At 57.3% G+C, this 14,807-nt stretch carries 8 protein-coding genes and 3 pseudogenes; 7 read left to right on the top strand and 4 right to left on the bottom strand.

The window, feature by feature from the left end; translation table 11 throughout:
* Positions 1–77: 77 nt before the first annotated feature.
* Both ACSQ3J_RS26400 and ACSQ3J_RS26395 read left to right on the top strand, forming a co-directional pair.
* Positions 78–1,331: an ATP-binding protein gene (locus ACSQ3J_RS26400; RefSeq protein ID WP_060505678.1), complete on the top strand. Its 1,254-nt coding sequence runs from the start codon at positions 78–80 to the stop codon at positions 1,329–1,331.
* A gap of 306 nt (positions 1,332–1,637) precedes the next feature.
* Positions 1,638–1,880, top strand: a pseudogene (locus ACSQ3J_RS26395) (ABC transporter ATP-binding protein); the annotation flags it as partial.
* Positions 1,881–2,573: 693 nt separating this feature from the next.
* On the opposite strand, the gene ACSQ3J_RS26390 reads toward ACSQ3J_RS26395, so the two are convergent.
* From ACSQ3J_RS26390 to ACSQ3J_RS26380, 3 genes are all read right to left on the bottom strand, one after another.
* Positions 2,574–6,185 carry a FecR domain-containing protein gene (locus ACSQ3J_RS26390; RefSeq protein ID WP_436040667.1) on the bottom strand — a complete coding sequence of 1,204 codons (3,612 nt, stop codon included), beginning with the start codon at positions 6,183–6,185 and terminating at the stop codon, positions 2,574–2,576.
* A 35-nt stretch (positions 6,186–6,220) separates the two neighbouring features.
* Complete coding sequence (locus tag ACSQ3J_RS26385; RefSeq protein WP_436040666.1) at positions 6,221–6,376, bottom strand: FecR domain-containing protein; 156 nt, start codon at positions 6,374–6,376, stop codon at positions 6,221–6,223.
* A gap of 440 nt (positions 6,377–6,816) precedes the next feature.
* Complete coding sequence (locus ACSQ3J_RS26380) at positions 6,817–7,098, bottom strand: hypothetical protein (protein ID WP_156397718.1); 282 nt, start codon at positions 7,096–7,098, stop codon at positions 6,817–6,819.
* Positions 7,099–7,275: 177 nt separating this feature from the next.
* On the opposite strand from ACSQ3J_RS26380, the gene ACSQ3J_RS26375 reads away from it, so the two are divergent.
* The 5 genes and pseudogenes from ACSQ3J_RS26375 to ACSQ3J_RS26355 all read left to right on the top strand — a co-directional run.
* On the top strand, positions 7,276–7,689 hold the full coding sequence (locus tag ACSQ3J_RS26375) for a mechanosensitive ion channel family protein (RefSeq protein WP_060505662.1): 414 nt from the start codon (positions 7,276–7,278) through the stop codon (positions 7,687–7,689).
* A 608-nt stretch (positions 7,690–8,297) separates the two neighbouring features.
* Positions 8,298–9,278: a L,D-transpeptidase family protein gene (locus ACSQ3J_RS26370; protein ID WP_060505661.1), complete on the top strand. Its 981-nt coding sequence runs from the start codon at positions 8,298–8,300 to the stop codon at positions 9,276–9,278.
* 903 nt (positions 9,279–10,181) lie between these two features.
* A complete protein-coding gene (locus ACSQ3J_RS26365; protein ID WP_060504510.1) occupies positions 10,182–10,685 on the top strand; it encodes a YciE/YciF ferroxidase family protein in 504 nt (167 codons plus the stop codon).
* 77 nt (positions 10,686–10,762) lie between these two features.
* Entirely contained in the window at positions 10,763–12,913 is a 2,151-nt protein-coding gene (catE, locus tag ACSQ3J_RS26360) for a catalase C (protein ID WP_436040665.1), read from the top strand.
* 468 nt (positions 12,914–13,381) lie between these two features.
* Positions 13,382–13,699, top strand: a pseudogene (locus ACSQ3J_RS26355) (YciE/YciF ferroxidase family protein); the annotation flags it as partial.
* Between the two features lies 1 nt (position 13,700).
* On the opposite strand, the pseudogene ACSQ3J_RS26350 reads toward ACSQ3J_RS26355, so the two are convergent.
* Positions 13,701–14,248, bottom strand: a pseudogene (locus tag ACSQ3J_RS26350) (IS3 family transposase); the annotation flags it as partial.
* Between the last annotated feature and the right edge of the window lie 559 nt (positions 14,249–14,807).

Raw genomic sequence — 14,807 nt, 5'->3', positions numbered from 1 at the left:
GCGATCCGCGAGACTTTTAATTAAGAATCGCGGTCAAGACACTTTAATTTCGCGGACAACTGCGTTAAGAACTGCGGATGAATAGCGCCCCGTCATCTCGCCCCCTTTTTCGCCGTTACGCCGAAAGCAAGGTTGAAGCAGCCCTCGAAGATACGCGAGTGGTTATGATCGTTGGCCCACGACAAGCGGGCAAAACTACGCTGGCGCGCCGTTTTGTGACGACGGAAAGGCCATATCTCACTCTCGACGACGAGGCGACACTCGATCGCGCACGCCGAGATCCGGTTGAGTTCATCCGCAGCGTGAACTCTGGGGTCATCGACGAAATCCAACGGGCGCCAAACCTTATGTTGGCGATCAAACAAACCGTCGATAACGATCCACGGCCGGGCCGCTTTCTGCTGACCGGTTCGGCCAACGTCATGGCGCTTCCTAACGTCGGTGATTCCCTTGCCGGTCGGATAGAAATCATCACCTTGCTTCCTTTGGCACAAGCCGAAATCTCTGGTTCGCCGGGACGTCTGATTGATCGCCTATTTGAGGGAGAGGGACCGGTTGTCGAAGCCCCACCTGTCATCGGTGAAAGTCTCGTCGAAGCAATTCTAAAAGGCGGTTATCCGGAGGCGTTGCGGCGAACCGATCCCAACCGTCGAAGAGCATGGCATGAAGATTATCTGGCACTTGTGCTCGACCGGGACGTGCGCGACATCGCAAACCTTGAACAGCTTGATAAGCTACCGCGCTTAACACGGCTTCTTTCGGAACAGGTGGGACAACTTGTCAATCATCAAGCCGTTGCAACAGCGCTTGGTCTTTCGATCCCAACAGTTCAAAAGTATGTCGCGGTCCTGGATCGCCTCTTCCTCGTGCGATCACTTTCCCCCTGGTTCACCAATCGCCTGTCGCGGCTTATAAAGTCGCCAAAACTCCACATGCTGGATAGCGGTCTGCTAGCAACTTTACGCGACGCCGACGCAGAAGCGATCCGTTCCGACCGGACACGTCTGGGGCCTCTGCTGGAGTGCTTTGTCGTTGGCGAGGTTCTCAAACTTCTTACCTGGAGTGAGAGATACGTTACACCTTCACATTTCCGGACGCGCGAACAGGACGAAGTCGATCTCGTGCTGGAGGATCGGAGAGGCCGGATCGTTGGCATCGAGGTTAAATCCGCAGCGACGCTGCGATCGAAAGATTTTTCCGGCCTGAAAAAACTTCAAGAAGCGGCGGGCGACAAATTCGTGCAAGGGGTTGTGCTTCACGATCATGATCGTGTGACGCCATTCAGCGAAAAAATCCGGGCAGCGCCTGCGTCGATCCTATGGCAAATGTGAGTGTCAAAGCTGGATAGGGCTGCGACATCGCCAACCAGTTAGACCCATGAGGCAATAGCTCAAGAGTATATTCCTATCGTCCACTCGTTCCACTTCATTCTAGGTTGCGTCCCAGCTGGCAATCTCCTTTACCGGAAACGTCCAACTTTCGACCGAAGAAAAATAAGCTCCATCCCCCGAACTTCTCGCCTCTGAGAGCGGCCTGCGGCCGTGTGAAAAACGCTGAGAACTTTACGGCTAAAACCTCGCGCGCCGCAAGATATCTATACGGTGGAGTGCTCCCCGTTTCATCGGACATGTCGGCTCGAACCGCTCGAAGGCCTCGCGCCGGTCATCTGCGAGGAACTGATGAAAGCCTTCTCGGAACTCGCCAGAACCGGCGGCATGACCATCCTGCTCGTCGAACAGCGTATCCAGAGCGCGCTCGATTTCGCCGATCAGGTCATCGTGCTGGAACGGGGCCTCATCGCCTGGACCGGAACGCCGCATGCAGTCGTTGCAGACCACGACACGGTCGATCGGCTGTTGGGAGTCGGCGGCTTGCATTAACATTCGCCGGCGATCTCGCTATCGATGACCTCAAGCGCCTGACAGAGAGCGATCTTATCCGCAAAGGTCTTGTATCCGCTTTTAAGCCAGACATCCGCCTTCGGCATGTGATCCGTGAGAGCAGCGGTAAGAATATGGTCGAGATAACTGATATGGAATCTGATCCGCGTATCACCATACCGGCCCGCGGCATGTCATGGCCGCAATATGAGGTCTGAAACATGTACGCACCCGATCACTCGCTCAGCGGTAAAAAGTCCTTGCATCGAAAGGGGCGTCCAACCCATCAGTGCAAATCAACAAACGGTTCTCTTACATAAGACCTGGTGTACCGGTCTCAACTGCTTATCTTACATCCCGGCTTCTCTTGAGACGGTACTCGCGCCTGCGTTGGCGCCGTGCCCGCTCGTCCACTGTTCGACAAAGAGCGTCAGTTCCCGTGTCACGGTTCCGGCCTTTTTGGCTGCGGAAAATTCACGACAATGTGGAGAGCGATCGTATGAGCACACGCCGCGGGGCCGGCCAACCGTCCGCTCTGGACCGGCACAAAGCGAAAGCGGTCATTCCGGAAGACGCTAACCTGATCGCTACGATAGACGCGCGGGATGCGGCCGAATGACGTTCGGTGCCTTCTCGGCTCGCTGATACCCATCGATATTGGCATGCCAATGTCTGTGCTTGTTGGTTGAGCATTTAGAATCGAGCGCGAATGCTGCCGAGAAGTGTTCGGCCGGGTGCAGCGACACCGTAGGCCACCTGAAAATCTCGGTCAAACACGTTGAGCAGTTGCAGGCTCGTTTCGAGATGACCCTCAAGCGACTTCCACGAGAAGCCGATATTTGTGAGTGAAAATGGATCAAGCTCAAGGCCTGAATCGGTTCCAGCGCGCTTGCCGACGAAGGTCTGTCCAACTGTTGCGGTCCAGCGATTTGGATCGACGTAGGTAATGCCGACCTGCGCCATTTGTTCAGGCACCATGGGCAGCCCAATGCCAGACGGCTTGCCAGGCGAGGAATTTTTGCTCTCCATCAGCGTCAAGGATCCATACGCACCAAATCCGCCGCCGATCCAATAGTTGGCGCTGATGTTGAGACGATCGATACGCCCTTCGCTTGCACCGAACCGGGTGTAAAGCACGTCGGGCACGCGCAATGACAGCCCTTCCAATGTCTGATGCTGATATTCGGCTGAAGTGAAGAAACGTTCATTCCACTCCGCATCCCAACGTAACGCAGCGGTCTTGGAGTGCCCGGTCGTCACAAGCGGCAAGTCAAGGGGGGCCAGTCCGACAGTGGAAATCGGCGCCAGCGTGTAACTGGAATCAAGGCTCGTATCTTCCCGGTAGTAGGCACGTAGCCAGTGATTATCGACAGGTGCCCAGGCGATGCCGATACGGGGATCAACACGGTGGTAATCGCTGTTGTCTTCAACCCAGTTGTAGAAGAGGCCCCCCTGGACCTGCAGCGATTGGTCGATCTCCCAAAGAGCATCGCCGTAGAGACGGGCAGAACGGCCGGAAGATTCAAAACGCGGAGATCGATATTCGTCGCCACTCCAGAACGTGTAGACTGAATAGTCATAATCACCGCTCCAGACGCTGCCTTCAATCCCGTAGCGCAGCGTGACGGCGTCGATGCCCAGGAGATGGGAAACGCCGGCCGTGAATGTGCGTTGGCGTGTGTTCTCCTTGAGTTGCATCAAGGCATCGCCGTCAAGAATGGGATCATAGCCGACGAAATCGAATTCGGTATGTTCGTGGACGTCGTTGCCGGCAACAAAAGCCTCGATCACATTGCGATCCGAAACCGTATGAGCCCAGCCGATACCCACATTGGTGAACCGGTTTTCACTGATGTCATAGGGCGTCGGGTTCCAATCCGCCCCCGGATACCCGCGCTCGGTTTGGCCCACATTGGCAAAGAGGAAGACATTGTCTTCAAGCGTCGGGCGTATCCCGATCTGCGCATTGACGGCTTCGATATCGTCGCGGTCGTTTTCGCGCGGGCTGTCAGGTCGCACCATGTCCGCCTGCAGGTAGTAGCTGATCGGCAGGGCGGCGTAGCTGGTGCCCTGCAGTTGCAGCTGATCGTTCCAGCCGAGATCGCCGTCCTTTTCCCACATCACGCCACCGGTAAGCGACGCTTCGAAGAAGCTGCGGCCTTCTAGCGAATTGCGCTTGGCTTCGCTGGAGACCGCCATCGGGTCGAGCATCAGCGCCTGCATCTGTGACGAAAAGGTCGAGCTGCCCGGTTGTCGGCGTTCCTGGGGCGTCGAAAGCGGCGATTCCCCGTTGAAGGGCGTATCGCGCCCGCCATCGGCTTCGTCGAGATAGGATGAGCCCTTGAAGGGGTCATACCCCCGGTCGGCATAATAGTCGCCCCACTCGCTGAGGCCGAGATTGTCGAGTGTGACACCGAGGAAGGAGCTTGCCTGGCGGTTGGCATCGTAGCCGTTGTAATACCCGCCACGAGCCTGCCGGCGTCTCAGGGCTTCGCGCGCCTGCTCTATCGCTTCATCGGCCCGGAACTGGTCAAGGGCGATCCCGGAGCGGATCAACGGGATCGAGGGATTTTCGTCTTCATAACGGTCGGCGTTATCGAGCGCCTGGATTGCCTCTTCCTCGTTGCCATTCTGGTAGGCGGCGATCGCAAGCCCGATCAGGCTGTCACCATAGGTCGGGTTGATCGCGGAGGCTTCCAGCAGGGCGCGCTCGCCTTCGTCGGTCTTGCCCATGCGCAGCAGATACCGACCCTTGGCCGCCAATACGGCATAGGATTTGGCATCCAGCCTCTCGGCGATGTCGAGTGCGGATTTCGCCGCTTTTAGCTGCTCGTTATCCATCAGGAAGCGGGCGTAATTGGCATAGAGCGCCGCGTTCTGAGGGTTGAGCTCGATCGCGCGCCGGTGGGCATCGTCAGCCTCGACAATCGCGTTGCGATCGCTCTGGACGATGCCGATTTCATTCCAGACGGCATCCGCGCCGGGCGCTACCTTCACCGCCCGCTCCAGCTCCGCGAGCGCGCCGTCGAGGTCGCTGTTGATGGCGGTTCGAAAACGGGCGCTGGTCAAAAGCGCTGCCGGGCTGTCGGGATCAATGGCCAGCGCGCGTGCCAAGGCTTCGCGAACCTCATCTCTACGGTCGAGTTCGAAGGCGAGGTCGGCTCGGGCCGCCGGCAGGCGGGCGTCATCCGGAAAACGTTTTTCGGCGGCCTTCAGGAAATCGATCGCCGCGGCGGTTCCCCGATCATTGGCGAAAACGGAGGCCCGGGCCAGCACGCCGACAGGGGTGTCATCATAATTGCTTGCTCCTGGCGCGGGCGTCCGTCGGTCAGGATCGGCAAGGGTTTCGGCAAACCAGAGGCCATAGGCTGCCGCTGCGCGACGATCGCGCCCCAGGCCGGGCATGGCCGCACGAAAGAGGCGGGCTGCATCGTCATAGTGCAGATCGTTGCCGGCAATCATCGCTTCCACCAGCTTTGCACGCGCTTCAAACGCGCTGGGCAGGGGGCGGGGCAAGGCGGCGATCGCGGCCTTTGCGGCCGCAAAGCCATCATATTCGAGTGCTGCTTCCGCCAGCAGCAGATGTTCTTCCGTGCTAAGCGCAGCCTCGTTCAAGGCGAGGATACGCGCACGCTCCGCCCGCAGCTCAGCCGGCTTCAAGTTGCTCACCGAAAGGCCTGAAAAAATCCCACGCAGCTCGCTGTAGAGAAGGATTTGTTCCCGCTCCTCCAGGTTGACCAGCGTATATTTGCGAGGCGCCTGCCCGATCGAGACAGTCGCGCCCTCTCCTTTCGCCACCGTGACCGAGCCTTGCGGATTGGAAAGCGATACGGAGCCCTCGAACACGGATAGCGTTGTCTGGCCGCCCTCGACGGTTAGCGTCCAGTCCGTGCCGCGGATCGCAGTGGCTGCGGCCGGGGTGTCTACGGCAATACCGGTGCCGCCGCGTTTTGCGCGTGCCCATATCGTGCCGCCCTGCAGTTCAAGCTGGCTATCGGCGCTGGTGTTGATGGAGCGGACGACAAGCGTGGTATTTCGCCCCATGCGCACCTGTGTGTCATCGGCGAAAAGAATGGCAAGACGCCCTTTGGCATTGGTGCGCAACGTGTCGCCGGCCAGAAGCGCCTGGTCGACTTCGACACCACGCCAATTGTTCATCTCGACGAAACGGGCCTCTTCCCCGGATTTGCGGGAAATGACGGAGCCTTCAGCAGCGGATGGGCGCGCCAGAACATCCGCCCACGCGGATCCGGCAAACGACGCCATGCTCCCCAGTGCCGCCAGAGCGACCGCCCGTACCTTCATCCCATCACCGCAGAAAACGCTACCCGACGGAGCGACTATGGTTGGGCATTCAAGACGTTGTCAATCTTCTCAAGCTGGCTATCGGCGCTGGTGTTGATGGAGCGGACGACAAGCGTGGTATTTCGCCCCATGCGCACCTGTGTGCCATCGGCGAAAAGAATGGCAAGACGCCCTTTGGCATTGGTGCGCAACGTGTGCCGGCCAGAAGCGCCTGGTCGACATCGACACCACGCCAATTGTTCAGCTCGACGAAACGGGCCTCTTCCCCGGATTTGCGGGAAATGACGGAGCCTCCAGCAGCGGATGGGCGCGCCAGAACATCCGCCCACGCGGATCCGGCAAACGACGCCATGCTCCCCAGCGCCGCCAGAGCGACCGCCCGTACCTTCATCCCATCACCGCAGAAAACGCTACCCGACGGAGCGACTATGGTTGGGCGTTCAAGACGTTGTCAATCTTCGCCAACGAGTTCGGCGGATAAGGGGGTAATCTCCTCTGCCGCTGTGCCATTAAGCTCAAATAACCGAATGCTCTTTAAGGGATGCCAACCCAGGAACGTTTGGTTGAAGCCACAAGTGACTCAGTAATATTTTTAATTTCAAATTTGATCATCGATGAACGGCCGCTCGGCTCAGCTGCTTCGGTAAGCCGTGAGGCGCTGCTGCAGAAACTGCACGTATGGGCGCTGACCTCGAACGCATTGGGCCGCCAGTGAGCGAAAAAGCGCGGTGCCATCTGTCGTTATCGACTTAGCAACGCCACAAGCCCTTGCGGTACTTTCATCGTCAAGCTCTTCATCAATCGCCGAGGTGTGATCATCTGCTGCCGATCGCGACAAAGCCCATAGAGAAACGCCGATGACAACAGCGCCGGCAATGGCTTGCAAGCGGGGATCATTCTGCAGCCTGCGCATGTTTTCAATGGTCTCCCGATATCGCCTGTGAATATACGCTTGCACACGCACTGATTAAACTTGCGCTGGCGTATTCTGTTCGATCGACCCCTAAAGGGACGTATCAGCTTTCAGCTTTGAAAATGCAGACCGCCTTAATCGTCGCCGCCCTTAGGTGCAGCGGGTCTTGCGATAGGCTTGGCTCTGCAAGGAACCCTTCAGAATATCGCGGGCGGTATCATGCTGTTGGTACTTCGCCCGTTCCGGCTTGGCGACTTCGTTGAAACATCTGCCCTGAAGGGCAAGGTTATCGAGGTTGGACTTTTCGCGACCAAGCTCCGAAACACAGATAGCCTCTACTTACTCGCGCCGAACTCGACACTCCGGAACACGTCTATCGTCAACCATAGCTGTGAGCCCGAACGCGGACAGGAAAATCGCTGTGGCTGTTGGCAACGACGCGGATATCAATTTGGTATAGCAAATACTGCTGGAAATTATTTCCTCCGACCGCGTGTACAGAAAAATCCACCCCCGCGTGTCGTCATCGACGACGTCGCCGGCGAAAAGGTAACGATCAAGGCCGAATACTGGGCCGAGACGGCGCAATAGACCGAGACGCGGTTTGACGTTGTTGAACGCGTCAAACCGCGCCTTACCGAAAAGGTATCACCACCAGTAGCAGCACAAAACCTGAAGAGGAAATCTCTGGGCCCCTTACCTACCATGTAGCTGAACATGATGGCAGATATGTTTAGCGTGTGTGATTAGGCCCCGGACAAGCAACGCCGCGGTGCATTCCGGCGAACGCCAAAGCCATCATCGATCAGTGGCGTGTGCATGGAGTGGCGAACGGCCCGATATCGGCGAAATGGTCAAGGGGACAAGACCTGGACAGCGTCGATGGTAGAAAGGTGATCGAGGCCGTTACCATCAAAAACACGGGACACGGCACACCTCAGGAAACCTACACGGGCTATGAACGAGCGGCGCCCTAAATGGTGGACGTCGGGATTTCTGTTGCGCTTCACATTGCGCGTTCGTGGGGGCCTGATCGAGGGAAATATGGGCTGGAAGTGATTTCTTCACTTTGATGGACAACCCTCTGGAACCGTTTGCTGAAGGCAGCGTTATTCGCGGATATGACCCCGGCATTAGGTGGCCTAAGCGCCCTGTCGTGGGGCGGCGTGGCGACCACACATATGCGAGCGAGGCAAAATATGTTCAGAATTGTTCGGTGCCTGTCACTAACCGCTGCATCGGCGCTCTGCAGCCCGGCACTTGCGGTTGCGATCGATGCACAATCCATCAACAGTTCTGTCGTAGCGTCGCTTCCGGTCGAGCCACCGACCGAACAACAGATTGAGCCCGATCCGGCCGTGGTGCACGTTCAGGTCCTTCTCGATCGCGCCGGGTCTTCTCCAGGCGTCATTGATGGGTATTACGGCGACAATCTGACAAAAGCCATTGCGGGATTCGAGGCGCTTCAAGGCTTGGCGGTGGACGGCAAGCTGGATCAGGACGTGCTCGCCCGCCTGGTCGACGACGTCCCCTCCGTTCAAGCTTATGAGATCAGCGAGGAAGACGGCGCCGAGATTGTCAAAGATATTCCCAAGGATTACGCCGAACAAGCTAAAATGAAACATCTCGGTTATACAAGTGTCGCCGAGAAGCTTGCCGAGCGCTTTCATATGCATATCGATCTAATCAAGTCCCTGAACCCGACAGCAACTTTCAAACCCGGTGAGACGGTGGCGGTGGCGATCCCAAATGCCAACGGCACGGGGTTGGTAAAACAGATCCTGGTTCATCGGAAAACCGCACAGGTCTTTGCGCTTGCAGAGGATGGATCGTTGCTAACAGTCTATCCTGCAACGATTGGCAGCGATGGTTCACCTTCACCAACGGGTAAGCACGAGGTCAAGGGTGTGTCGCGTATGCCAACCTACACCTATAATCCCAAAATCAATTTCCAGCAGGGTGACAACAAGACGATTCTTGAACTGCCAAGCGGGCCGAATGGTCCTGTAGGCACTGTCTGGATCGACCTGACCGAGCCCACATATGGTATTCATGGCACGCCGGAACCGGAACTGATCGGCAAGGTCGGCTCGCATGGATGCGTTCGCTTGGCGAATTGGGACGTCGAAGAACTGGCAGGTATGGTCAAGCCCGGTGTCGTAGTCGAATTCGTTGATTAGGTCCCGCCCATATTGAATTCAAAGAAAACCGCTCAGCCGACACCTCCGAACGAGAAGCCGTTTAGGCCTCCTCTTGACGCAGTGGTACTGACGGTGCCTACTTCTTGCAGTCAGCGTGCGTAATATTCGAACGAGCGCGTATTTACAGCCCCTGATGAAATCGGCGTTATTGTAGTTGATTGTACTAATCTTGACGTTACATCTGCAAGGCTTGTTCGATGGGCAGCGATTGACGAACGAAAAACTGCGTATGGACGCAGCCTCTCGAAGAATGAGTCCATAACGCCTCCATGTCCGCGAGCCAAATCACATCATCTAGTGCTCAGATCGTGGGCCATTTTCCAGCCTCTCCGTATGGAGTGATGAAGAATGATGGTCCGCTCGCACTTCTCCATACGCTCCATATGATCGGCGGGTCGTGCTGCACATGGGCGGCTGGCGGCCAGGAGCGAAGCCTCGGCAATGCCAAAGTCGCGGTAGCAATAGATCGCCTGGCGCCAGACATGGATGGATCGATGTCCCGAATGCTGCCAGTTCTCCGCGCTCCAAGCGGCGTTCTGGCTGGTGGATGGATCGGCAACGGTGCCGACAGCAGATGCAACCGTTTCAGATGCTACCGTTGATCAGTTTGAGAATCGGTCAGGAATCTCCATGTCCATATCGGCGCGCTCAAGAATGCATCGAGCGCGTCACCGCATCAAGGTCGCGATCTCTTAGGTCAGCGAATACCAGCCTCGTTACCAAACAGAACTCGTCGATTTCAGTCGCTAAAGTTCATTATCGTCGGGAACTTTGCACCCCACTACAGGTTTGAAGCCCGCGCTGCCGCCCCTGCGACGGCGCCTGAACGCTCGTCTTAACGGATGAGCATCAGATACCACTGGCGCCATAAAGGAGGACATCATGGCTAGCACAAAGACACTCGACGATTTGTTTCTCGACACGTTGAAGGACATCTATTTCGCGGAAAAGCAGATTCTGAAAGCTTTGCCGAAGATGGCGCGTGCCGCCGACTCCGAAGAAGGCAAGGCAGGCTTTCTCCAACACCGCGACGAAACCCAAGGGCAGATCGATCGCCTCGAGCAGGTGTTCGAACTGCTCGGCAAGCCGGCCCGCGGCAAGACCTGCGAGGCTATCCAGGGGATTATCGCCGAAGGCGAGGAGATCATGGAGGAATTCAAGGGTTCTCCGGCCCTCGACGCCGGCTTGATCTCGTCGGCGCAGGCGGTCGAGCACTATGAAATCGCCCGTTACGGCACTCTAATCGCCTGGGCCGAGCAGCTTGGTCTCAATAACGCGGTACCGCTGTTGCAGGCGAACCTGGCCGAGGAAGAAGCCACCGACAAAAAGCTGACGCAACTCGCCAAGGCTCAGGCAAACGCCAAAGGCAAAGGCAAGGCCGCCTAAGTCTGTTGTCAAAGGGCCGTCCTAACGGGCGGCCCTTTTCTTATTTGGCATCCTTTCAACATCGCAAGGAAAATCAGATGGCCAAGCAAACTACGAAAGCCACGACCACATCTTCTGTCAACGACACGGTAACCATTCATGACCAGCAGCTCCATCGCGGCGCCGGCGGGGAGCTTCACCAGATCGCTGAGGACGGGCAAGACATCCTTACGACCGCCCAGGGTGGTCCTGTTGGCGACGACCAGAACACGTTGAGGGTGGGTGCTCGCGGTCCGGCGCTGATCGACGACTTTCATTTCCGGGAAAAGATCTTCCACTTCGACCACGAGCGCATTCCCGAGCGCGTTGTGCATGCGCGTGGCTATGGCGCCCACGGTTTCTTCGAAACCTACGAATCGCTGTCGGATATCACGCGCGCCGATGTATTCCAGCGGCCGGGCGAGAAGACGCCGGTCTTCGTGCGGTTCTCAACCGTCGCCGGCAACAAGGGATCTGCCGATCTCGCCCGCGACGTCCGAGGGTTCGCCGTTAAGATGTATACCCAAGAAGGCAACTGGGATCTGGTCGGCAACAACATTCCGGTCTTCTTCATCCAGGACGCGATCAAGTTTCCAGACATGGTCCATGCCGCCAAGCAGGAGCCGGACCGCGCCTTTCCGCAGGCACAGACCGCGCACGACAACTTCTGGGACTTCATCAGCCTGACGCCCGAAAGCATGCACATGGTGATGTGGATCATGTCGGACCGGACAATCCCGCGCTCCTTCCGCTTTATGGAAGGATTTGGCGTTCACACGTTTCGCTTCGTCAATGCTAGCGAGGAATCCACCTTCGTCAAATTCCACTGGAGGCCCAAGCTCGGTCTGCAGTCGGTCGCCTGGAATGAGGCCGTCAAAATCAACGGCGCAGATCCCGATTTCCACCGCCGCGATCTCTGGCAGTCGATCCAGTCTGGTAACTTCCCGGAATGGGAACTCTGCGTACAGCTGTTTGACCAGGATTTCGCCGACAGCTTCGATTTCGACATCCTCGATCCGACCAAGATCATTCCAGAAGAAGTGCTTCCGGTTCGTCCGATTGGTCGTCTTGTGCTCGATCGCATGCCCGTTAATTTTTTCGCCGAGACCGAGCAGGTCGCCTTCATGACCCAAAACGTCCCGCCGGGCATCGATTTCTCGAACGATCCTCTGCTGCAGGGTCGGAATTTCTCCTACCTTGATACACAGCTGAAGCGACTAGGCGGACCGAACTTCACGCATTTGCCGATCAACGCGCCGAAGTGTCCCTTCGCGCACTTTCAGCAGGATGGCCATATGGCCATGCGCAACCCCGTCGGACGGGTCAACTACCAGCCCAACTCCTTCGGCGAAGGGCCACGGGAGTCTCCGGCGCGCGGCTATCGCCACTTCCCTGCCGAGGAACAGGGGCAGAAGGTTCGCATGCGTCCAGAAAGTTTTGCCGACCACTACAGCCAGGCGCGGCAATTCTACATCAGCCAGACGGGAGCCGAGCAACGCCATATCGCCATGGCGCTGACCTTCGAGCTTAGTAGGGTCGAAACCGCTGTGATCCGGGAGCGGATGGTGTCGCATCTGATGAATATCGATGAGACGCTGGCTACCACCGTGGCGCAAAAACTCGGCTTCCAATCGATGCCGAAGCCGGCCGACGCCGCAATGCCCACCCGACAGGATCTGGAGCCTTCGCCGGCGCTGAGCATCATCGAACGAGGTCCAAAACGCTTCGAGGGTCGCAAGCTCGGGATCCTCGTTGCCGACGGCGCCGATGCAAATCTGCTTAAGGCCCTGATTGCAGCTGTGACAAAGGAAAAGGCGGTCTTCGAGATTATCGCACCGAAAGTCGGCGGCGTGACCGCGGCAGACGGAAGCTTCATTGAGGCGCAGTATATGATTGACGGCGGCCCTTCTGTATTGTTCGACGCCGTCGTGCTCCTGACGTCTCATCAGTCGATTGACGACCTCGTCAAGGAAGCGGCAGCACGGGACTTCGTGGCCGACGCGTTCCAGCATTGCAAGTATATTGGTTGCGACCAGTCGGCGTTGCCGCTTCTGGACAAGGCGGGTATCGGCGGCGCCCTCGATGAAGGCACGATTACATTATCGAGCGCGAAGGACGTTGCAGCTTTCGTCGCGGAGCTTGGCAAGTTGCGGGTGTGGGGTCGCGAGCCTTCCATAAAGCTCGGCAAGGCCTCACCGCCAATCGCGTGATATTTAGGGCGCGGAGAAATCCGCGCCCCTAAAATCTGGACTCGAGCGCCGTACAACGCTTCCCGACATACAGGCCACCTCGCATCAACTGCGGACTAGGAAAGTTTGAAATATCCGCTGAAAATCAATCTTATTGCTGTTTGCTTAAAGCTTGGCTTATCACCGACCAGTGCGAGCATGGAACCCTTGATCGATCGCGCAGACCGGGCGGTGAGGTCTAGCCGAGATCATGACCGAGCGAATGGCTGACAAAGGGCTCGAATTGCATTTCATTGATGATCCCGATGGCCGTGATCCTCCTGGCGTGCCTAGCATCCATGATGTCCCAAAGCTCGGTTCCTAACCCGGCGCACCTCAATCATGCGCACTCGTTCGGCCGACTACGATCTTAATTATCTCGAAGATCCCTCTGGAACTTTTACCCGCTGTCACTGTTCGTCAGCGCCAAAATCACCGGAAAGGAAAACCATAGCAGAGCAGACTTTGGACGACCTGTTCCTTAATATGCTGAAGGACATCTATTATGCCGAAAAGCCCATCCTGAAAGCACTGCCGAAGATGGCACGCGCCTCGTAGTCGGAAGAAGGCAAGGCGGCGTTCTTCAAGCACAAGGAACAAACCGAGGGCCAGAGAGCGCCTGCAACAGGTGTTTGAATTTATTGGCAAGCCGGCCCGCGGCAAGACCTTCGAGGCCATTCGGGCATCATTGCCGAAGGCGAAGAGATCGTGGAGGAGTTCAGGGGCTCGGTCGCTCTGGACGCTGGCCTGATCGCTTCAGCCCAGGCTGCAGGCCGCGCACCTTCATCACCCGATAAACGCGTTTGGCATTCGGCCATAGGAGGTTCTCGCTGCGCGCTTTACGGCGTAAGATCGCATGAACCCGGCGATATCCATAGGTCGGCATCTCGGAGATGATCGCTTTGATTTCATCGATGAGATCATCATCGGCGAGCGGCGGCCGACCACGGGCTTTGGAGGGACGCTGTTTCACACGCTGAGCCATGTTTGACCGGGCAACACCAAAAGTCTCGCACACAGCCGTCATCGGGAACTTCCCTTCGGCAATGACAGCGAGCGCAACAGACGTTTTTTTGGGCCGGTGGCGATCTCAAGCGGCTCTCTGAGAATCTCGCCTTCCATCGTCTTCTTGCCGAGCAGGCGCTGCAACTCTTTGACCTGGTGCTGAAGGGCACGGTATTCGGACGCCGGAACGACATCTTCCTCGGCAGCAGTTGCCGTCAGAGCCCCTTGAGTGGCAAGCTTACGCGAGGTGAATAACTGGTTCGGCTGAATGCCGTAGCGGCGAGCAACAATGCTCACCGTAGCGTCCGACTCACATGGCGATCCCGTCCGGAAAAGCCCTTGCTGCTGCCTGATGAACAACCCTGTCCGGACCATGGACCCCTTGCTCACATTCCGCCTAGCAAACAGCGTCAAGTGTTGTGATGAGCGGCGATGGGTCTGGCGGCTTTGGCCTGCCCGATCTGGCTCGGCAACAGGGCTTCAGATTTGAACGTGATCGACAAACGCAACATAACCCATTTCAGTCGCTCCATTATCACGTCGCAACCGCGGCCCTCTCGCCTGCAACATCGCCGAGCTGTCCGCAAACCCTCTGCTCCTACAAGATTTTCCGAAGGTTAAAGGGGAAGTTGACGCATTAAGCCCGTTGGAAGCGTGGTGTCACTCGGTGTGTCAGTCCCCCTTTAACAAATCAGGTGATCGTCAGCAATTAGCACACACAACCTTTCTTGCAAGAACCTACGTGCTGGCGTTACCTCACCAAACAGCTTAGCGTCCGCCTGATCGACGAGGACAAGGCTTGTTGAGGTCAATTTCCCTGCAAGGAACTTTCGGTCGACATCAAAGTTCGATCCCGTCGCTAAAGTTGGGA

Origin of the sequence: Rhizobium sp. LjRoot98 (genome assembly GCF_964252935.1) — a bacterium.
Lineage (GTDB): Bacteria > Pseudomonadota > Alphaproteobacteria > Rhizobiales > Rhizobiaceae > Pararhizobium.
The sequence above is the reverse complement of the archived record's forward strand: the minus strand, read 5'-3'. Positions and strand labels throughout refer to the sequence as shown.